The sequence below is a fragment of the Microbacterium sp. RURRCA19A genome, assembly GCF_900156455.1.
GTDB lineage: Bacteria > Actinomycetota > Actinomycetes > Actinomycetales > Microbacteriaceae > Microbacterium.
Genome location: NZ_FTNQ01000003.1, coordinates 77,478 through 97,845, shown reverse-complemented (window position 1 = coordinate 97,845; position 20,368 = coordinate 77,478). Strand labels below are relative to the sequence as shown.

The 20,368-nt window shown below is 69.3% G+C and carries 19 protein-coding genes; 9 read left to right on the top strand and 10 right to left on the bottom strand.

The window, feature by feature from the left end; all coding sequences use genetic code 11:
• Window positions 1-24: 24 nt before the first annotated feature.
• Genes BW982_RS12860 through BW982_RS12835 form a run of 6 tightly spaced genes read right to left on the bottom strand, consistent with a single transcriptional unit; the run spans window position 25 to window position 5,889 of the window.
• On the bottom strand, window positions 25-807 hold the full coding sequence (locus BW982_RS12860) for an ABC transporter permease (RefSeq protein ID WP_076493916.1): 783 nt from the start codon (window positions 805-807) through the stop codon (window positions 25-27).
• Complete coding sequence (locus tag BW982_RS12855; protein WP_076493915.1) at window positions 804-1,595, bottom strand: ABC transporter ATP-binding protein; 792 nt, start codon at window positions 1,593-1,595, stop codon at window positions 804-806. Before BW982_RS12855 ends, BW982_RS12860 begins: the two co-directional genes overlap by 4 nt.
• A complete protein-coding gene (locus tag BW982_RS12850; protein ID WP_083696688.1) occupies window positions 1,592-2,566 on the bottom strand; it encodes an ABC transporter permease subunit in 975 nt (324 codons plus the stop codon). The genes BW982_RS12855 and BW982_RS12850 overlap by 4 nt, the downstream gene beginning before the upstream one ends.
• Window positions 2,563-3,591 carry a TIGR03842 family LLM class F420-dependent oxidoreductase gene (locus BW982_RS12845; RefSeq protein WP_076493913.1) on the bottom strand — a complete coding sequence of 343 codons (1,029 nt, stop codon included), beginning with the start codon at window positions 3,589-3,591 and terminating at the stop codon, window positions 2,563-2,565. Before BW982_RS12845 ends, BW982_RS12850 begins: the two co-directional genes overlap by 4 nt.
• 11 nt (window positions 3,592-3,602) lie before the next feature.
• On the bottom strand, window positions 3,603-5,039 hold the full coding sequence (gene hydA, locus BW982_RS12840) for a dihydropyrimidinase (RefSeq protein WP_076493912.1): 1,437 nt from the start codon (window positions 5,037-5,039) through the stop codon (window positions 3,603-3,605).
• Window position 5,040: 1 nt separating this feature from the next.
• Window positions 5,041-5,889, bottom strand: a complete 849-nt coding sequence (locus BW982_RS12835; protein ID WP_076493910.1) for a nitrilase-related carbon-nitrogen hydrolase — start codon at window positions 5,887-5,889, stop codon at window positions 5,041-5,043.
• A 104-nt stretch (window positions 5,890-5,993) separates the two neighbouring features.
• On the opposite strand from BW982_RS12835, the gene BW982_RS12830 reads away from it, so the two are divergent.
• From BW982_RS12830 to BW982_RS12820, 3 genes are read left to right on the top strand one after another with little or no spacing between them, the layout of a single operon-like run.
• On the top strand, window positions 5,994-7,379 hold the full coding sequence (locus BW982_RS12830; protein ID WP_076493909.1) for an aminotransferase class I/II-fold pyridoxal phosphate-dependent enzyme: 1,386 nt from the start codon (window positions 5,994-5,996) through the stop codon (window positions 7,377-7,379).
• A gap of 50 nt (window positions 7,380-7,429) precedes the next feature.
• A complete protein-coding gene (locus BW982_RS12825) occupies window positions 7,430-8,266 on the top strand; it encodes an aldo/keto reductase (RefSeq protein ID WP_076493907.1) in 837 nt (278 codons plus the stop codon).
• Between the two features lie 12 nt (window positions 8,267-8,278).
• Complete coding sequence (locus tag BW982_RS12820) at window positions 8,279-10,096, top strand: thioredoxin domain-containing protein (RefSeq protein WP_076493906.1); 1,818 nt, start codon at window positions 8,279-8,281, stop codon at window positions 10,094-10,096.
• Between the two features lie 263 nt (window positions 10,097-10,359).
• Here the strand turns inward: BW982_RS12820 and BW982_RS12815 are convergent, their stop codons facing one another.
• The gene (locus tag BW982_RS12815; RefSeq protein WP_076493904.1) at window positions 10,360-10,986 is read right to left on the bottom strand and encodes a hypothetical protein; all 627 of its coding nucleotides are present in this window, start codon (window positions 10,984-10,986) and stop codon (window positions 10,360-10,362) included.
• Window positions 10,987-11,218: 232 nt separating this feature from the next.
• Between BW982_RS12815 and BW982_RS12810 the strand changes: the two genes are divergently transcribed.
• The 3 genes from BW982_RS12810 (at window position 11,219) to BW982_RS12800 (ending at window position 13,652) form a co-directional block, all read left to right on the top strand.
• Window positions 11,219-11,836 (top strand): hypothetical protein, encoded by a 618-nt coding sequence (locus BW982_RS12810; protein ID WP_076493903.1) that lies wholly within the window; start codon window positions 11,219-11,221, stop codon window positions 11,834-11,836.
• Between the two features lie 18 nt (window positions 11,837-11,854).
• Window positions 11,855-12,598: a hypothetical protein gene (locus BW982_RS12805; protein WP_076493901.1), complete on the top strand. Its 744-nt coding sequence runs from the start codon at window positions 11,855-11,857 to the stop codon at window positions 12,596-12,598.
• Between the two features lie 142 nt (window positions 12,599-12,740).
• Window positions 12,741-13,652, top strand: coding sequence for an Abi-alpha family protein (locus BW982_RS12800; protein ID WP_076493900.1), 912 nt, complete (start codon window positions 12,741-12,743; stop codon window positions 13,650-13,652).
• A gap of 156 nt (window positions 13,653-13,808) precedes the next feature.
• Here the strand turns inward: BW982_RS12800 and BW982_RS17830 are convergent, their stop codons facing one another.
• The 3 genes from BW982_RS17830 to BW982_RS12780 all read right to left on the bottom strand — a co-directional run bounded on the left by BW982_RS17830 (window position 13,809) and on the right by BW982_RS12780 (window position 16,984).
• On the bottom strand, window positions 13,809-14,384 hold the full coding sequence (locus tag BW982_RS17830) for a hypothetical protein (protein ID WP_139327447.1): 576 nt from the start codon (window positions 14,382-14,384) through the stop codon (window positions 13,809-13,811).
• Between the two features lie 264 nt (window positions 14,385-14,648).
• A complete protein-coding gene (locus BW982_RS12785) occupies window positions 14,649-15,419 on the bottom strand; it encodes an AAA family ATPase (protein ID WP_076493895.1) in 771 nt (256 codons plus the stop codon).
• A gap of 2 nt (window positions 15,420-15,421) precedes the next feature.
• On the bottom strand, window positions 15,422-16,984 hold the full coding sequence (locus BW982_RS12780) for a dolichyl-phosphate-mannose--protein mannosyltransferase (protein ID WP_254845592.1): 1,563 nt from the start codon (window positions 16,982-16,984) through the stop codon (window positions 15,422-15,424).
• Window positions 16,985-17,007: 23 nt separating this feature from the next.
• On the opposite strand from BW982_RS12780, the gene rsmI reads away from it, so the two are divergent.
• From rsmI to BW982_RS12765, 3 genes are read left to right on the top strand one after another with little or no spacing between them, the layout of a single operon-like run.
• Window positions 17,008-17,826 (top strand): 16S rRNA (cytidine(1402)-2'-O)-methyltransferase, encoded by an 819-nt coding sequence (gene rsmI / locus BW982_RS12775; RefSeq protein ID WP_076493892.1) that lies wholly within the window; start codon window positions 17,008-17,010, stop codon window positions 17,824-17,826.
• Between the two features lie 48 nt (window positions 17,827-17,874).
• The gene (metG, locus tag BW982_RS12770) at window positions 17,875-19,449 is read left to right on the top strand and encodes a methionine--tRNA ligase (RefSeq protein ID WP_076493891.1); all 1,575 of its coding nucleotides are present in this window, start codon (window positions 17,875-17,877) and stop codon (window positions 19,447-19,449) included.
• On the top strand, window positions 19,446-20,363 hold the full coding sequence (locus tag BW982_RS12765; protein ID WP_076493889.1) for a TatD family hydrolase: 918 nt from the start codon (window positions 19,446-19,448) through the stop codon (window positions 20,361-20,363). The genes metG and BW982_RS12765 overlap by 4 nt, the downstream gene beginning before the upstream one ends.
• Window positions 20,364-20,368: the final 5 nt, after the last annotated feature.

Genomic DNA, 20,368 nt, shown 5'->3' with positions numbered 1-20,368 from the left:
GAGGGCGGACGGGAAGGATGCCGGTCAGGCCGGCGGACGCCCCGCGCCGAGGCGCCGTGCGACGGCGCGTTCGAGCAGCGAGGTGACGAGGAAGAAGACGAGACCGATCACGATGCCGCCGCCCACGAACGCCCAGGCGAGGGCCGCGCGTCCCGACTTGGCGTAGGTGGCGATCGCGGTGCCGATGCCGTCCGAGGGGCCGCCGAAGTACTCGGCGACGAGAGCGGAGATCACCGCGAGCGAGGCGGCGACGCGGACGCCGGTGAGCAGATACGGCAGCGCGGTGGGGAGGGTGAGGAGGCGGAACGTCTGCGCGCCCGACGCCGCGGTCGCGCGGAAGAGGTCGCGTTGCACGGGACGCGTCTGCCGGAGCCCCCGGAGCGTGTTGACGAACACCGGGACGAAGGCCGCGATCGCGGCGACCGCCGCGCGGCCGAACTGGCTGGAGGCGCCGAACATGGTGTTGAGGATCGGCGTGATCGCGACGATCGGCACGACGGCGAGCGCGGCGACCAGCGGCGCGGTCATTCCGTCGACGGGGCGCCAGGTCGCGGCCAGGGCGGCCAGCGCGACGGCGATGACGGTGCCCGCGACGAGACCCACCAGGGCGTTGGTGCCCGTGATCGCCGCGGCCTCCACGATGAGCGGGAACCGGCCGACGAAGTCCCCCAGGATCGCGGCGGGGTCGGGGAGCATCCGCGGGGCGCTGCCCGAAGCGACGTAGGCGAACCACGCACCGAGCCCGAGGAGCCCGACGGCGACGGGCGCGGCGACGCGCAGCCAGGAGGGGAGGCGGGCCGCGGTCATCGTTCGTTCGCCCGCTGCAGGGGAGCGCCGTGGAGCGCCTCGCGGACGGCGGTGACGCGCGCGAAGTACTCGGGCGATTCGCGGAGGGCCTCGTCGCGTGGACGTCCGGGGCGGGTGTCGATGACCTCGGTGATGCGGCCGGGCCGCGGGCTCATCACGACCACGCGGTCGGAGAGGAACACCGCCTCGGGGATCGAGTGGGTGACGAAGACGACCGCCGCACCCGTCTCGGCGGCGATGCGCGCGAGTTCGGTCTGCAGCCGCTCGCGGGTCATCTCGTCGAGCGCGCCGAACGGCTCGTCCATGAGGAGCAGCTGCGGGGAGGCGGCGAGCGACCGGGCGATCGCCACGCGCTGCTGCATGCCGCCGGACAGCTGGTCGGGGTAGCGCCCGACGAACTCCGACAGCCCGACGAGCTCGGCCAGTTCGGCGACGCGGGCGTCGCGGCGGGCACGGCTCCAGCGGTGCAGCTCGAGCGGCAGCGCGATGTTCGCCGCGACCGTGCGCCAGGGGAGGAGCCCCGCCTGCTGGAACGCGATGCCGTAGTCCTGGTCGATGCGGGCCTGACGTGCGGCCTTGCCGAAGATGGCGAGGTCGCCCGCGCTGGGCGTGTCGAGGTCGGCGATGAGGCGCAGCAGCGTCGATTTGCCGCAACCCGAGGGACCGATGAGCGAGACGAACTCTCCGGTGGCGACGTCGAGGTCGACCCCGGTGAGGGCGGTCACCTCGCCTCCGGTCGAGGGGAACACCTTCCCCACGCCGGCGGCGTGGACGGCGGGTGCGGTCATCGGATCTCCTCTCCGCGACGGAAACGGTGCAGGGTCGCACCGATGAGCGCGACGCCCGCGGCGGCGACGAGCCCGATGGCGACGGTGCCGAACGTCGGCGCCCAGGGGGCGGCCGGGTCGGACGAGGCTTGACCGGCGAGCTGGATGAGCATGCGCCCGATCCCGCCGCGCAGCCCGATCGACACCTCGGCGACCACCGCGCCGACGACGGCGGAGGCGGCGGCGAGACGCAGGGCGGGCAGTAGGTGCGGCACGGCGGCGGGGAGCCGCAGGTGGATCAGCGTCGCCCACCAGCCGGCCGCTCCCGCGTGGAACAGGTCGAGGTGCAGCCCGTCAGGGGCTTCGAGGCCCCGCAGCATGCCGATGGCGACGGGGAAGAACGCCAGGTACGACGCGATCAGCGCGACCGAGAACCACTGCGGCCACGGGAAGACGCCCGCCCGGTCGATCTGATTGCCGAGCGCGTTGACCACCGGGGCGAACGCGATGAGCGGCACGATCTGGCTCACGACGATCCACGGCAGCAGGCCCCACTCCACGAGCCGCCACCGCTGCATCGCGATGCCCAGGATGCCACCCACCACCACGCCGATGACCCACCCGAGGGCCGCGAGACCCAGCGTCGTCCCGGCGGCCTCGAGCACCGAGACGATCAGCGGCGGGGTGTCGCCGCCGCTCGTCGGCGCGAACATGCGCGCGACCATGTCCCACACGTGCGGCATGGCCCGATCGTGCGTGCGGGGGAGGAGGATGACGCCGGACCCGGCGGAGCCGTCGCCCCCGATCGTGACGCCGTCCGCGGGCCCGAGCAGCTTGTACAGCTCCCAGACGGCGACCACCGCGGCCACCCCGGCGACGCCCCAGCCGACGCGGCCCATGCCGACACCGCGAGGGCGTCGCCCGCGTGGCATCCCCGCGTCGTCGGGGACGAGCGATGTCACCGACCCCGGGGCGAGCGCCTGATCGGTCACCGCTTCGCCGTCACCGGGGGAGTGAGGGCGGGGATCACGGTCTCGCCGTAGACCCGCATCGTCTCCTCCTTGTTGTCGTGCTGGAGGTAGCCGGCGAACTGCGTGACGCCGAGCGCACGGAGTTTCTCGAGCTTGGCGATGTGCTCCTCGGCGGTGCCGAGCACGCAGAACCGCTCGACGATCTCGTCGGGGACGAAGTCGACGTGGTCGTTGTTGCTCTTGCCGTGCGAGTTGTAGTCGTACCCGGTGCGCCCCGCGATGTAATCGGTGAGCGCGGCGGGGACGTCGGAGCCCTCGCCGTACTTCGCGACGATGTCCGCGACGTGGTTGCCGACCATGCCGCCGAACCAGCGGCACTGCTCGATCATGTGCGCGCGGCTCTCGGGGGTGTCGTCGCCGATGTACATGGGGGCGGCGACGCAGAACGCGATCTCGTCGGGATCGCGCCCGACGTTCTCGGCCGCCTGGCGGACCGTCGCGATCATCCACTCGGCGATGTCGAGGTCGGCGAGCTGCAGGATGAAGCCGTCGCCGACCTCGCCGGTCAGCTTCAGCGCGAGCGGACCGTAGGCGGCGACCCAGACGTCCAGCTTCGACCCGCGGCTCCACGGGAACTGCAGCGTCGCGCCGTTGTACTCCACCGCGCGGGAGTTGCCGAGCTCGCGGATGACGTGGATCGACTCGCGCAGCGCCTTCAGCGTCGTGGGACGACCGTTGGTGACGCGCACCGCCGAGTCGCCGCGGCCGATCCCGCAGATCGTGCGGTTGCCGTACATCTCGTTCAGGGTGGCGAACGTGGATGCCGTGACGGTCCAGTCGCGGGTCGCGGGGTTCGTGACGAACGGGCCGACGGTGACCCGTCGTGTGGCCGCGAGGATCGCCGAGTGCACCACATACGGCTCCTGCCACAGCAGGTGCGAGTCGAAGGTCCACACGTGGCTGAAGCCGTGCGCCTCGGCGAGCTGCGAGAGCTGCACCGTGCGGGCGGCGGGCGGGTTGGTCTGCAGGACGACGCCGAAATCCATGGGGTCTCCTCTCAGACCAGGTACTGGCTCAGGCCACGCTTGACGAAACGCCCGTCGCCCTTGGCACCGAGGTACGCGCCGTCGTCGACGACGACCTTGCCGCGGGAGATGACGGTGTCGACGTGCCCGTCGATCTCGAAGCCCTCCCACGCGGAGTGGTCCATGTTCATGTGGTGGGTCTTGCCCACACCGATGGACGTGTGCCCGGCGGGGTCGTAGACGACGATGTCGGCGTCGGCGCCGGGGGCGATGACGCCCTTCTTGCCGTACATGCCGAACATGCGCGCGGGCGTGGTGCTGGTCAGCTCCACCCACCGTTCGAGCGTGATCTGGCCCGTCACGACGCCCTGGTACATCAGGTCCATGCGGTGCTCGACGGATCCGATGCCGTTGGGGATCGCGCGGAAGTCGCCCTGGCCGAGCGTCTTCTGGTCCTTCATGCAGAACGGGCAGTGGTCGGTGGACACCATCTGGATGTCGTTGGTGCGCAGCGCCTGCCACATGTGGTGCTGGTGGCCCTCGTGCTTCGACCGCAGCGGCGTGGAGCACACCCACTTCGCGCCCTCGAAGTCGCCCCACTCCTCGCTCGAGGCGCCGAGCTGATCCTCCAGCGACAGGTAGAGGTACTGCGGGCACGTCTCGCCGAACACGTTCTGTCCGTTGTCGCGCGCCCACGCCAACTGCTCGACGGCCTGCTTCGCGCTCACGTGCACGACGTACAGCGGAGCACCGGTGAGGTTCGAGAGCATGATGGCGCGGTGCGTTGCCTCCTCCTCCATCTGCCACGCGCGGGCGACGCCGTGGAAGTACGGGGACGTCTTCCCCTTCTCGATCAGCTGCTCGGCGAGCACGTCGATGACGGGGCCGTTCTCGGCGTGCATCATCGTCAACAGCCCCGTGTCGGCCGCGACCTGCATCGCGCGGAGGATCTGCGCGTCGTCGGCGTAGAAGACCCCGGGGTACGCCATGAACATCTTGAAGCTCGAGACGCCCTCGTCGATGAGGCCGGGCAGGGCCGCGAGGGAGTCGGCATCCACCCCTCCGACGATCTGGTGGAAGCCGTAGTCGATCGCGCAGTTTCCCGCCGCCAGCTCGTGCCAGTGCGCCAGGCCGTCCTGCACGCGCTCGCCGGTGCGCTGCACGGCGAAGTCGACGATCGTCGTCGTGCCGCCCCAGGCCGCGGCGCGCGTGCCGGTCTCGAACGTGTCCGAGGCGCTGGTGCCACCGAACGGCAGCTGCATGTGGGTGTGGGCGTCGATGCCCCCGGGGATCACGTACTTCCCGGTCGCGTCGATGACCTGATCGACGGATGCCGCGAGGTCATGGCCGAGCAGCGTCGAGCCGGGCTGCAGCACGGCGGCGATCGTCTCGCCGTCGAGGAGGACGTCCGCGGCGGAGCGTCCGGTCGCCGAGACGACGGTGCCGCCGGTGAGGAGCGTGGTCGCCATCTCAGGCCTCCACGATCTCGCCGTAGGTGTCGGGCCGGCGGTCGCGGTAGAACTGCCAGTCGTCGCGCATCTGCTGCACGAGATCCATGTCGAGGTCGCGCACCAGGATCTCCTCGTGCTCCGACGAGCCCACGGCGCCCACGTGGTTGCCGCGCGGGTCGATGACCTGGCTCGTGCCGTAGAAGGTGACGGCATCCTCGCCGTATTCGTTGTCCTCGCGGCCGACGCGGTTGGGCTGCAGCACGAAGTAGCCGTTGGCGACCGCGGCGCACGGGCCCTCGACCTCCCAGAGGCGGTTGGAGAGTCCGGGCTTGGTGGCGTTGGGGTTGAACACCATGTGCGCGCCGTTGAGGCCCAGCTCCCGCCACCCCTCGGGGAAGTGCCGGTCGTAGCAGATGTACATGCCGACCTTGCCGACGGCGGTGTCGAACACGGGATAGCCGAGGTTTCCGGGGCGGAAGTAGAACTTCTCCCAGAACTTGTCGAGGTGCGGGATGTGGTTCTTGCGGTAGCTGCCGAGCACTGAGCCGTCGGCATCCACCAGGACCGAGGTGTTGTAGTACACGCCGGTCTGGGCCTCTTCGTAGATCGGCAGCACCGTGACGAGCCCCAGCTCCTTCGCGAGCGCGGCGAAGCGCTGCACGATCGGACCGTCGACGGGCTCGGCGTACCGGTAGTACTTCTGGTCCTGGGTGATCCCGAAGTAGGGGCCGTAGAACAGCTCCTGGAAGCAGAGGACGTCGGCCCCCTGCGCCGCGGCGTCCCGGGCGAACTGCTCGTGCTTGTCGAGCATCGACTCCTTGTCGCCGGTCCAGGTGGTCTGCGTGATCGCTGCGCGCACCGTCGTCATCGGGATCCCTCGTTCCTCCGGCTCTTCGCCGGTTCTGTTACTGTCGCGCCTGAACATTTCTCGACGATTTCCACGAGTGACGCCCCCGTAAATTGGAGGACCGGATGCTGGCGCCCGACACCCTCGTCGAACGCACCGCCGCGGGACTCGCCGCTGAGATCGCGCGTTTGGTCAGTGACGGTACGCTCCCGCCCGGCGATCGGCTACCGACGGTGCGTCAGGTCGCGGCGGCCCTCGAGGTCTCCACCGGCACGGTCGCGACCGCGTGGCGGGCGCTCGCCGACGCCGGGGTCGTCCTCTCGCGCGGCCGCGCGGGCACGTTCGTCCGCGCCGAGAAGCGCGAGTGGCTCAGTCCCCGCGTGCAGGGGATGTCGGCCGAGCGCGTGCCCGGTGCGCCGCGGGGCCTCGGCACGGGGCGCGATGTGCGGGCGCTCCGCCTCGACCTGTCGCTCGGGACTCCCGACCCCGCGATGCTGCCCTCGATCGAGCGCGCGCTGGCCCTCGCCCGCCCGCGCGCCGACACCGGTCGCTATCACGACCTGCCGGTGCTCCCGGACCTCCACGACGTGCTGCGCGATCAGTGGCCGGTCCGGGGCGTCGAGGCGCTCACGGTGGTGGACGGTGCGCTCGACGGCATCTCCCGCACGCTCGACCAGGTCGTGCGGTTCGGCGACCGTGTGGCGGTGGAATCGCCCGGGTTCCCCTACTTCTTCGACCTCATCGAAGCGGCGGGAGCCGTCCCGGTGATGCTCGAGACCGACGCGGACGGTGTCGTGCCGGCATCCCTGGCGCGCGCCCTCGCGCTGGGGCCCTCCGCGGTGCTGCTGCAGCCGCGGGCGCAGAACCCGACGGGAGTGTCGATGTCGGCGGAGCGGGCCCGGCGGCTCGCGAACGTGCTGCTGAGCGTTCCGGGCGGCACACGGGTCACGGTCATCGAGGACGACCACTCGGCGCTCATCGCGAGCGCTCCGCCGGTGACGCTGGCGCTGTGGCTGCCGGGCCAGGTCGTCCACGTGCGCGGATTCTCGAAGTCGCACGGCCCCGACCTCCGCATCGCGGCGCTCGGCGGGCCCTCCGCGATCGTCGACCGTGTCGTGCGCCGCCGCATGCTGGGCCCCGGGTGGACCTCGCGGCTCCTGCAGTCGGTGCTGTACGAGCTGCTCACCGACCCTCGCTCGACCGCCCCGGTGCGGACCGCGCGCCTCATCTACCGCGACCGTCTCGACCGTGTGGCGGCGTCGCTGCGCCGACTGGGCATCGACGTCGGCGACCCCGACGGCATCAACCTGTGGATGCCGGTGCGCGACGAACGCGCCGCCGTCGTGCACGCGGCGGCGGAGGGCATCGGCATCGCCGCCGGATCGCCGTTCGTGATCGACCCGGCACCCGGCACGGGTCGCGTCCGGGTCACGGCGGGATCGGTCGTCGAGAACGTCCGTCTGGTCGCCGAAGCGCTCGCCCGGGCCGCGTCCGCCGCACCGCCGGTCTGAACGCGTCAACCCCGGAGCCGGTGTCGGCGGGGGCTTCTAGGCTGGATGCCATGACCGTTCCCTCTGTCCAGCTCAATGACGGAAACTCCATCCCCCAGCTCGGCTACGGCGTGTTCCTCGTGCCGGCCGAGGACGCCGAACGCGCCGTGTCCGAGGCCCTCGAGGTCGGCTACCGCCACATCGACACCGCCGCGATCTACAAGAACGAAGAGGGCGTCGGCCGCGCCATCGCGTCCAGCGGCATCCCGCGCGACGAGCTCTTCGTCACGACCAAGCTCTGGAACTCGCGCCACGACGGCGACGACCCGCACGCCGCGATCGACGAGAGCCTGCAGAAGCTCGGCCTCGACAGCGTCGACCTGTACCTCGTGCACTGGCCGACCCCGAAGGCCGACAACTACCTCAACGCCTGGCAGAAGCTCATCGAGATCCGCGAGGCGGGCAAGACGCGCTCGATCGGCGTCTCGAACTTCCTGGTGCCGCACCTCGACCGCATCGTCGCCGAGACGGGGGTGACGCCGGTCGTCAACCAGATCGAGCTGCACCCGGCGCTCAGCCAGCGCGAGATCCGCGCGTGGGGCGCCGAGCACGACATGCACATCGAGTCGTGGGGCCCGCTCGGCCAGGGCAAGTACGACCTGTTCGAGATCCCCGCGATCAAGGACGCGGCCGAGGCCCACGGCAAGAGCCCCGCCCAGGCGGTGCTGCGCTGGCACATCCAGCACGGCCTCATCGTCTTCCCGAAGTCGGTGCGCCGCGAGCGCCTGGAAGAGAACTTCGACCTGTTCGATTTCGAGCTCTCCGCCGACGAGATGGCCGCGATCGACGCGGTCGACCCGGGCGACGGTTCCGGCCGCGTCGGCTCGCACCCCGACGACGTCGAGTGACGGGTCGCTGAACTGAACCGCCTCGCGAACGCCTCGAGCCCCTACCTGCGGGCCCACGCCGACAATCCCGTCGCGTGGTTCCCGTGGGGGCCTGAGGCGTTCGCCGTCGCAGCCAGGCGCGACGTGCCCGTGCTCGTCTCGATCGGCTACAGCACCTGCCACTGGTGCCACGTCATGGCGCGGGAGTCGTTCCAGGATGCCGAGACCGCCGCGCTCGTCAACGACGGGTTCGTGGCGATCAAGGTCGACCGCGAGGAGCATCCCGACGTCGACGCCGCCTACCTCGACGCCGCCTCCGCGTTCACGCCCCACCTCGGCTGGCCGCTCACGGCGTTCGCCACACCCGAGGGGCGCATCTTCTACGCCGGCACGTACTTCCCGCCCGCGCCCCGCGGTCAGCTGCCGTCGTTCCGGCAGGTGCTCGCCGCCGTCCGCGAGGCGTGGACCGAACGTCGGGGAGAAGTGGATGCCACCGGTGCCTCGCTCCGCGAGGCCCTCGCGTCCGCGGCCCCCGCCGCCGCCGACGCGATCCCCTCCGGCGAGGTTCTGGCGGCGGCCGTCGCCGACGTCATGTCCCGGGAGGACCGGGAATTCGATGGGTTCGCGGCCGGTGCGGCGCCCGACTCCCCGAAGTTCCCGAACACCCCGGTCCTGCGGCTGCTGCAGCACCCCGCGCTGGCGTCGCTCGTCCCGGAGGCCGCGGGCGTGGCATCCCGTGCTCTGACCGCGATGACGACGTCGGAGCTGCGTGATGCCGTCGAGGGCGGGTTCTTCCGCTACGCCACGCGCCGCGACTGGACCGTTCCGCACTACGAGCGCATGCTCACCGACAACGCCGGCCTGATCGAGGTCGCCCTCGCCGCGGGCGACGACGCCACGGCCGCCGAGACCGCGGGGTTCCTCGTCGACGTGCTGCAGCTGCCCTCCGGCGGGATCGCGGCCGCGCAGGACTCCGAGTCGGTCATCGACGGGCAGCGCTCGGAGGGCGGGTACTACCGCATCACCGACCGCGCGCAGCTCGTGCCGCCGGCCCTGGACGCCAAGGTCGTCACCGGCTGGAACGGGCACGCCATCGCGGCGCTCGCCGCCGCCGGCGCCTGTACCGACCCGCGGTTCGTCGAGGCCGCGCGCTGGGCCGCCGACGCCGTTCTCGAGGCGAACGTCGCCGACGACGGCACTCTCCGCCGCGCCTCGCTCGACGAGATCCGCTCCGGGGCTCCCGCGACGCTGGAGGACTACGGCGGTCTCGCCCGCGGCCTGCTCGCCCTCGGTCGCGTCACCGGCGAGGTCGCGTACGCCGAGCGCGCGCGGGCCCTGGTCGACGCGTGCCTGTCGGCCGAGGGCATCCGCCCGCCCGGGGGCGGCGACCCGGTGCTGGCGCTGCAGGGCATGCAGCCGCAGGGCGTCCCGAGCGACGGGGCCGCACCGTCGGGTCCGTCGGCGTTCGCCGCGGCCGCGCTCGACCTGTGGCGTCTCGGGGCGGGGGAGGGCTATCGCGAGGCGGCGGAGACGCTCGTCCGTGCCGCCGCCCCCGCCGCGCTCGCCGCGCCGCTCGCGTACGGCGCGATCCTCGACGTCGCGCTCGGCCTCGCGACGCCTCCGCGTCAGGTGGTCGTGGTGGGCGAGACGGATGCCGCTCTCGCCGACGCCGCGCGGCGGGTCGCGGCCGATGTCGTCGCCGTCGTCACGCCCGCGCAGGCCGCGGACTTCGCCCGCGCCGGCTTCGAGCTCTTCGAGGGAAAGGTCGCACAGGGAGGCGCGACCACGGCCTACGACTGTCGCGCGTTCACGTGCGCCCTGCCGACGACCGATCCCGCCGCTCTGGTCTAACGGCCGTCGTGCGGGGTTCGGGACGCCGCTCCCACTCAGTGAGCCCGTGGTCGCCATTCCCACGCCGCGGTGTCCGCACTGCCGCCATTTCCTCTCGCTCGACATTCGACACCAAGGCCCGGGTCTCGCTCACCGCAATGGCCGAAGGGACTGCCGCGCACGCGCCCGCAGTTCCGAAACGAAGCAGACGAGCACTACGCCTTAGCGCGAGACGCGATTTTGCGTGAGGCTGTGGAACGTCGCGTCACGGTTGAGTGGCGGTCCTAATCAGCTCCCGGCTCGACAAACACGGTGAGGCCCTCCTTGCCATTCGGGTTCTGAATCCGCACAGACACCTTGTACTGCGCAAGTACTGTGATTGCGCTCGCCAAGACCTGCAAATCCGCGACTTGCATCTGCTGGATGGACTCGCGCGGACCCCAGGATAGAGCCGTCAACTCAGCTATAGCAGGGAAGTTGTCACCGTTCGATGGCTGCGTGGTCTGATTGCGGAGACGGCTTTCCTTCGCGGCGAGGCGCTCCTCCTTCTTGCCCAGCCGTTCCTCACGCTTGAGGCTCGCAGCCTGGAACGTATCCCATGACTTTGCCACGCTCTCAATGAGCTGGCCGAGCGGGCGCAGAGCGACTCCAACCGCGCCCGCAATCACGACGATGGTCAAGAAGTCGCTGCCGTACTGCACCTTTCGGACCTCAGCGTCCGGGAGGTCACGGTCATCCCAGCGCGTCTGCCCGGACCCGGCGTAGTACCCGAAGGATATGAGGACGCGAAGCGCCTCAGAGATTTCGGTGAACTCATGAAACGTCAGGTCATCCGGGAGCTTTGCGTGGGCGATCAGCTGAAGCTCTGCGGTGTCGGTTGCCGTGCCCGCTCGCGGAGTGAAGGAAGCCACAGGCTCACCATATCGGCGCGCCGAGGCCGATTCTGTGGAAGCACCGTCAAGCGTCTGAGGGTCAGGAGTCGGCAGTCCGCTCGGCGATCGGCCTTTCAGTTGTCAGATGCGTGCAGCTCCCCTCTGCGAGTCATACGGTCCCGCACTGGTCGCGAGATACGGTCTGCCCGTTTGCGGTGAATACCCATCCGGGTGTGTAGCATGCAGCCACAACGGAATCCCGGGGGGACCTATGGCCGACGACGACTTCGACGAACGACTGGATCAGATCGAGCGTGCCATCAAGGTAATCAACACCATTGAGAACAACCCCGACTTGCAGGCTGCGGCCTTCAGCCACCTATTCGGCCCCCTTCCCTCGCTGCCAGTCGAAGCCCAGGACGACGGCTCCCAGCACGTCGCCCCGTCCGTTGAAGAGGAGTCGGGTGCCAAGCCGGGTGACGAGAGTGGCAGTCCTCGCGCTGGGGCGCGAGTACCGCGCGAGCGCAAGCGCGCCGGCAAGCCTTCGGTGAGCCAAGACAAGGCTCTCGACCCGGCTCCGCCGAGTGTGCAGCCATGGAAGGAATTCGTGGCGGAAAAGAAACCAGCCTCCCAGCCAGAAAAGAACACCGCAGCGGTCTACTGGTTGAAGGAGATTGCCGGACACGAAAAGGCCACGGTCAGTCAGGTGTTCACGCTGTATATCGACGCGAACTGGAAGCCTCCGGCCGACCCTCGCAACTCCCTGCAGGTAACGGCGTCACAAGGCGCCACGTTGGACACTGCGGACATGTCGGACATCAAGTTGACGCCCCGCGGCATCGGTCTCGTCAAAAACGACCTTCCTCGTCCTGAGAAGAAGACGAAGTAGCGCGGCCCACCTGTGAGCATGTCGCTCGTCGAGTTCCTCAGCGTCGTAAAGGGCGCGAAGCGAGAGACTCTTGCACTGTCCGTCCTGTATTGGCACGAACGATACGGCTCGAAACCGAGCATGACGGCAGCCGAAGTGAGGGCGGCGCTGGTGCAGGCGCGCATCACGAACGCGAAGAACATCAACGCCCCGGACGTTCTCGGCAGGGCCGGGGCGAACGTCGACGTGGCTGGAAACGCGCCCGGAGGCGCAAAGCTCTGGGCGCTGACCGAGACCGGGCGCAAGGCTGTTCGCCTCGCTCACGGACTCCCGGAGGACGAGCCCGAGCTCGAGCACGGCGTCGGTGAGTTGGAGAAGGTTGCAGCCAAAGTCACGAACGCGGGAGCGAGGAAGTTCCTAGACGAGGCGATCCTCTGCCTGAGCGTCGGAGCACTACGCGCCGCAATCGTGTTCGTCTGGGTTGGCGCTATCGCGGACGTCAAGGAACGAATCTGGCAGCGCGGTGCGACAAACGTTACGACCGCATTCCAGAAGTACAACTCAAGAGCGCAGCTGAAGTCCCACGACGACCTGCTCAAGTTCCAGGAGTCCGACATACTCAACGTCGCCCAGGACCTGGGAGTGATCGACAAGGCACAGAAGATCGTTCTGGGACAGGCGCTAGATCTACGGAATCAGTGCGGTCACCCAAACAAGTACTGGCCTACAGTCGCCAAGGCTAAAGCTCACATCGAGGACATCGCTGGGATCCTCTGGGTATGAGACCGTACAAGCGCCTCTGGGTATCTGAAGGTTGAGAGTCGACAGATCACTCGACTCCCGACCCTTCGGTTCATGAGATGTGCCCAGGACGCCTGTGCGAGTGTCATCCGCCGATGTCCGCTCTTGTCGATAACCTACAAGGGTGGACGAGGGGGACGCGTTGGATCCGATTATCACGGGGGCGGTACTCAAAGCGGGGCAGTTCGCCGACAAGGCTGGCGACTCCGTTGCAAAGGAGGCTGGGGGGATCCTAGTGCGTCTGTTCGGACCATCAGCGGACGTCATGGGCACGCACTGGGCAAATCAGCTGCGCGAGAAGAACCTCAACCGCCTGCTTAGGAAGACCGAGAAGCGAGCCAAGAAGGTCGAAGACACCGGCGAGGACCCCGGCTTCGCGAACCCCCGCGTAGCGTCCCAGGTCTTCGAGTCTGCGCAGTATGCCGACCAGGAAGTAGTCGCGGAGTATCTCAGCGGCGTCCTGGCGTCGTCGAGGGATGCGTCTGGTAAAGATGACGCGGGGGTGGCGTGGTCGAACGTCGTCGCGCGTCTGTCCAGCGATCAGCTCCGGCTCCACTTCGCCATCTACGCGAGTATCCGGCCTGTGATTCTCAGCGACCCGCCGGACAGAACAAGCGCACTCCACGGGCTCGAGATTGTCATGCCAACAAATCCGCTCGCCGATGCTTGCGGATTCTCCAGCATCGAGCGTTATGACGATGCGGTAGATGGCCTTTTGCGAGAGGGCCTGATCGACGACGGGTACCGGTACGGCAATCGCGTGTACGTCTGGACGGAAGTGGGTCCGACCCAAGAGATATCGTTTCCGCACGACCACGCAACGACGTTCCACCTATCCATTCATGGCATTCGGTTGTTCCTCTGGGGAACCGGCGCAGGGCGCCTTCCCACGACTTCATATGTCGACCCAGCAGTGGTACTGAACCCGGTCGATCAGAACGATCTCCCCCAGCCCATCCAGGACGTCAACTTCAAGAATTTCTACCTGGTGGACAAAGCGACGGAAGCCTCACCTGCGCAGGCCGAGACGCCCTAGGCGTTCAGTGTGGCAACGCGCTTGATCAGCTTGGCAGTGGTCGACGGATAGAACCGGTTGCCCAGCGAAGTGGTGTGGCCGGCCCCGTTGACCTCGCGTGCGATCTCTGAGATTCGAACACCCTCGTCGCGGCGCATAGTGATGTAGTTGACGACCTCATCGCGGAGGTCCGTCTTCGAGGGGCGTCCGATGTGCTTGCCCTGTCGCTTCAACTCGGCAAGCGCGGCACGGGTGCGGTCGCCGATCTGTCACCTCTCCCACTGAGCGAGCGCCATCAGGACATGCGCGATCATCTCGCCATTCGGAGTCGCCGTGTCGATGTCGAGATCGAGCGTGGCAACGCGCGCGGACTTGCTCGGCGGTCGCGTCGCGAAGGAACTTGCGCATGTAGTGGAGACCGGAGTCGGACCAGTCGAGCGGGAAACCCATACGGGTGTAGTCGGGCTTCACACGACTGGCCTGCGGAACGCCGAACTCCGACTGCTTCTCGAACTTGACGTTGCTCGAACCCAACGGAAGCTGTGCGAACGACTCCGTGGTGGTTCGGCTGGAGAGCGCCGAGATTGCGACTCGCGTCTTGTTCCACTCGGCGAGAGCGGTCGAGAATTCGTTCCACAGGGGGTTGAGGGAGACACCGTCTGCGGTCTGGGTGAGGATATCGACGGAGACGTTGAAGCCGCGGTCTGCGCCGACGATGTCGCAGTTGATGTCCGCGATCTTGAGGCTGTCCATTGCAGCGCTCCCATCGGTCAAGGGTGGGTGGTGAACCCGGCCCCTGGCCGCGGCGGCTGGATCCTGAGGGAGCGAATTCGAACCTCAGCGCCTCTAGCTAGGCGACGACGCGCCCTGTGGGGCGGTGGCGATAGTCAGGTTGTATATCGACCTGAGTATCCGCGCACGTTGGGGTAACTCCTAGATTATTCGAATCGCCTCGACAGTTCGCGACAGGAGCAGGAGATCGTCGCGCTCACCGCTGTCGAGGTCGACGACTGACGCTCAGTCCAGCAGGTGTCGCAGATACCGCCCGGGTGACTCGAGGAACCCGCGGTGCAGGCGCACGACCTCGAGTTCGTCCCACGTGGTCTCGCGGATACCCCACTCACCGAGCTCGAGGATCGTGGCGCCGGGCAGGGCCGCGAGCACGGGGGAGTGGGTCGCGCAGATCACCTGCGTGCCTCGCGAGCGCATGCGATCCAGGGACGCCAACCACCGCAGGGTGGACGAGAACGAGAGTGCCGCCTCGGGCTCGTCGAGGCAGGCCAGCCCGGCGACGTACCGCGGGTGATCGAGCGCCTCGTCGAGGAGGGCGTTGAAAGACTCGCCGTGGCTCATCGGGTGCAGGCTCGGCGGGGAGTTCGGGGTACGCGGCAGGTCATCGCGCCACGAGTAGTAGCCGTGCATCGTCTCGGCGCGCAGGAAGAACCCGAACCGCGGCGCCCGCGGGCTTCGTTCCAGCCGCAACCACTCGCCGAGGGGGCTCTCGGTTCGGCGGGTCTGTCCGCCGCCGTTGGACGATCCGCCTTCGGCCGGCAGCCCGTACGCCTCCGCGATGCCCTCGATGAGCGTGGACTTGCCCGACCCGTTCTCGCCGACGAGGAAGGTGACGCCGGGTCCGAACTCCCATCCGTCCCGTCCTGCGACCTCCAGGAACTGCGCGACCGCGGGGATGTTCGCGGGCCACGCGCCGTGGTCGATGGTGGCGTCGGCGAACAGCTTCGCCCGCTGCACGGGGCGCGGGTCGTGCAGCCACTCCTCGCCGTGGGCCACGGTCAGATCCAGGTCGGCAGCCAGTTGTGCAGGCGCCAGAATTCGTAGGGCACCGGCAGGCCCGTCCACACGGGGTACCAGAACGCCGACAGCAGCACGCACACGGCCAGGAAGACCACGACCCACGCCTGCCCGGCGGCGCGGGTCATCGATCTCGGCCCGCGCGCCAGGTCACGAAGCGCGAAGGTCAGCGCGAGCACGAGGAACGGCACCATCGCGACCGTGTAGAACTGGAAGATCGTCCGCTCGGGGTACAGCAACCAGGGCACGTAGGTCGCGGCCAGACCCAGGAGGACGAGGCCGTGACGCCCGTCGCGGAGCACCACGAACCGCACCAGCAGGTAGACCGAGGCGGCGATGCCCGCCCACCACAGCAGGGGGTTGTCGATGCTCGAGACGGCCTCGGTGCAGCCGCTGGGGAGCTGGCATCCGTTCACCCCGAAGTCGTCCTGGTGCCAGTACATCGAGGTGGGGCGGATCATCAGCGGCCACTGCCACGCGGGACTCGCGTACGAGTGCGGCGTGGACAGCCCGACGTGGAACGCGTACATCGACTGGTGGTAGGCCCACAGGTTCTGCAGCGGCAGCGGCACCCACGACCAGAAGCCGGTCGCGGGGCTCGCGTCGAGAACGTGCCGGTCGTAGCCGCCGTCCGTGAAGAGCCAGCCCGCCCAGCTCGCCAGGTACACGACGACGGCGACGGGCACGAGGAGGACGAACGACGCGAGGCCCTGACGCGCCGCGTCCATCGGCCACTGCGCGATCCCGGCGCGGCGGCGGGCCAAGGCGTCCGCGATCACGACGTAGACGCCGATTCCGGCGATGACGTAGAGCCCCGACCACTTCACAGCGGTCGCCGCGCCCGCCGCGGCACCGGCCGCGAGGAGCCACGGCCGGTTCCAGAAGACCGGACCCCACGTCGTCTCGCCCGGTGCTCGGGCGGCCCAGCGCGAGAGCGCGGCCCGACGATCCAGCGCCACGAACCACAGCGCCAGCACGATGAAGAAGGTCAGGAAGACATCGAGCAGCGCCACGCGGCTCAGCACGATCCCGAGCCCGTCGATCGCCATCAGTCCGGATGCCACGGACGCGAAGACGAGCGAACCGGTGAGCGTCTTCGCGAACAGGTACACCAGCAGCACGATGCCCGTGCCGAACACCACCGCGGCGATACGCCATCCGGTTGCGGAGTCGGCTCCGAACAGCGCCATCCCGGCGCCGATGAAGAAGCGCCCGAGCGGCGGGTGCACCACGTAGCTTCCGACGCCGGTGAAGAAGTCCGTGTCGCCCGCGACGAAACGCTCGTCGGCGCCCCCGGGCCACTCCGACGGGAAGCCGAGCAGCCACTGGCTCCACGAGTCCTTGACGTAGTACGTCTCGTCGAACACGAGCGCGTGCGGGTCGCCGACGTTCACCAGGCGTAGCACGAAGGCGAAGAGGGTGATCAGGGCGGGGGCGAGCCACCGCCACACGCGCGTCCGTCGGGGATCCGCCAGGAGACTGTCGCGCCAGCGGTCCAGGCGCGTCCGTTCGTCCGAGGGGATCAGCGAGGGGACGGCGGTCACGGCCCCCAGCATAAGGTGGGGCGGTGATCATCCTCGCGGCGACCCCCATCGGCAACCTGGGCGATGCCTCGCGACGGCTCGTCGAGGCGCTCGAGAACGCCACGGTGGTCGCCGCCGAGGACACCCGCACCACGCAGCGCCTGCTCGCCGGACTCGGCGTCGAGAACCGGCCGCGTCTGATCGCGCTGCACGACCACAACGAGAAGGAACGGGCCGCCGAACTCGTCGAACTCGCGCGCGAGGACGACCTCCTCGTGCTGAGCGACGCCGGGATGCCGACCGTCAGCGACCCCGGCTACGGGCTCGTCGCCGCCGCGGCGGCGGCGGGCGTCACGGTCACCGCGATTCCCGGCCCGAGCGCCGTCGTGGCCGCCCTGGCCGTCGCCGGGCTCCCGACCGACCGTTTCGCCTTCGAGGGCTTCCCGCGTCGCAAGCCCGGCGAGCGTCGGCGGGCCTTCGCCGAGCTCGCCGCCGAGACCCGCACCCTGGTGTTCTTCGAGTCGCCGTCGCGGTTGGCATCCACTCTCGACGACCTCGCCGCGGCGTTCGGCGCCGACCGCCCCGCCGCCGTGTGCCGCGAGCTGACGAAGCTCCACGAAGAGGTTCGGCGCGGCAGCCTGGCGGAGCTCGCCACCTGGGCGGCCGAGGGCGTGCGCGGCGAGATCGCGATCGTCGTCGGCGGCGCGTCGGCACGTGAGGTGGTGTTCCCGGATGCCGTGACCCAGGTGCTCGAACTGGTGCGCGACGGCGCGCGGCTCAAGGAGGCCGCCGCCGAGGTCGCCTCCCTCACCGGGCACTCCTTGCGCGAGCTGTACCAGGCCGCGCTCGCGGTCAAGCGCTGACGCGTCACACCGACCGGCGCCCCGGCGTCACCCCCGTAGAATCCTGGGGTGACTTCCGGCCGTTCGTTCTACATCACCACGCCGATCTACTACCCCAGCGACGTGCCCCACATCGGGCACGGCTACACGACGGTGGCGGTGGACGCGCTCGCGCGGTGGCACCGGCAGTCCGGCGACGACACCTGGATGCTGACGGGCACCGACGAGCACGGCCAGAAGATGATGCGCGCCGCCGCCGCGAACAACCACACCCCGCAGGAGTGGGTCGACAAGCTCGTGAGCGAGTCGTGGTTCCCGCTGCTGAAGACCCTCGACGTCGCCAACGACGACTTCATCCGCACGAGCCAGCCGCGCCACGAGGAACGCGTCGAGAAGTTCGTGCAGGCGCTGTACGACCGCGGGTACATCTACGCGGGCGAGTTCGAGGCGCTGTACTGCGTCGGTTGTGAGGAGTTCAAGACCGAGGCCGAGATCGTCGACGGCACGGGCCCGTTCGAGGGTCTCAAGGTCTGCGCGATCCACTCCAAGCCCCTCGAGCTGCTGCAGGAGAAGAACTACTTCTTCAAGCTCAGCGAGTTCCAGGAGCCGCTGCTCGAGCTCTACCGCTCGGTGCCCGACTTCGTGCGCCCCGACTCGGCGCGCAACGAGGTCGTGTCGTTCGTGAAGAACGGGCTCAAAGACCTGTCGATCTCGCGGTCGACGTTCGACTGGGGCATCCAGGTGCCGTGGGACGACTCGCACGTCATCTACGTGTGGGTGGACGCGCTGCTGAACTACGCCACGGCGGTCGGCTACGGCAGCGACCCCGAGGAGTTCGCGCGCCGCTGGCCGGCGTACCACGTGGTGGGCAAGGACATCCTCCGTTTCCACGCCGTGATCTGGCCCGCGATGCTGATGGCGGCGGGGCTCGAGGTGCCCCGCGGCGTCTTCGCGCACGGCTGGCTGCTGGTCGGCGGCGAGAAGATGTCGAAGTCGAAGCTCACCGGTATCGCGCCCACCGAGATCACCGACGTCTTCGGCTCCGACGCGTACCGCTTCTACTTCCTCTCCGCGATCGCGTTCGGCCAGGACGGGTCGTTCTCGTGGGAAGACCTCTCGGCCCGCTACCAGGCCGAACTCGCCAACGGCTTCGGAAACCTGGCATCCCGGTCGATCGCGATGATCGAGCGGTACTTCGAAGGGATCGTGCCGCCGGCGGGGGAGTACACCGAGGCCGACCTCGCGATCCAGAAGACGGTGGCGGATGCCGCGACGAACGCCGACGCGGCCATCGAGCGGTTCCGCATCGACGAGGCGATCGACGCGATCTGGACGATCGTCGACGCGCTGAACCAGTACATCACCGAGAACGAGCCGTGGGCCCTCGCGAAGGATGACGCGCAGCGCGAGCGTCTCGGCACCGTCCTGTACACGGCCGCCGAGGGGCTGCGCGCCCTCGCGGTGCTGCTGTCGCCGGTCATGCCGGTCGCGACCGAGAAGCTCTGGGTCGCGCTGGGCGCCGCCGAGAGCATCGGACGTCTGCAGGACCAGCCGCTCCGCGAGGCCGGCGCATGGGGCGTGCTGCGCCCCGGCACGTCGGTGAACGGCCTGTCGCCGCTGTTCCCACGCGTCGAGCAGGCATGAGCACGCCCGTCGAGCGTCCCCGCGGCACGATCGAGGGCGGCGATCCCAGCCAGTACGTGCGCGAGCGGTCCGCCGATGGCCGCCGCGACGTGAGCTACCCGCCCGCACCCGAGCCGCTCGGCATCCCCGTCTACGACAACCACACGCACCTCGAGATCGAGGACGGCGAGACCGGTCTCTCGCTCGACGAGCAGCTCGAACGCGCGCTGGCCGTCGGCGTGCACGGCGTCGTCCAGGCCGGGGGAGACGTCGACTCCTCCCGGTGGTCCGCGTGGGCGGCGGCGACCCACCCGCGCGTGCTCGCCGCCGTCGCGATCCATCCGAACGAGGCCCCCGCGTACGCCGTCGCCGGCGAGCTGGATGCCGCGATCGCGGTCATCGACGAGCTCGCGGCCGAACCGCGCGTGCGGGCCATCGGCGAGACGGGCCTGGACTTCTTCCGGACCGAGGCCGACGGCATCCCGGCCCAGCGGTACTCGTTCGAAGCGCACATCGCCCTGGCGAAGAAGCACGGCATCGCGATGCAGATCCACGATCGCGACGCCCACGACGCCGTGCTCGAGACGCTCGAGCGTGTCGGCGCCCCCGAGAGGACGGTGTTCCACTGCTTCTCCGGCGACGCCGACATGGCGCGCATCGCCGCCGACCGCGGGTACTACCTCTCCTTCGCGGGGAACGTCACGTTCAAGAACGCCCAGAACCTGCGCGACGCCCTCGCCGTGACCCCGCGCGAGCGGATCCTCGTCGAGACCGACGCCCCGTTCCTGACGCCCGCGCCGTACCGCGGCCGCCCCAACGCGCCGTACCTCATTCCGGTGACGCTCCGCTTCCTGGCGGCGGAACTCGGAACGGATGCCGACGAGCTCGCCGCCCAGGTCGCCGCGAACACCCTCGAGGTCTACGGAGAGTTCTGACCCGC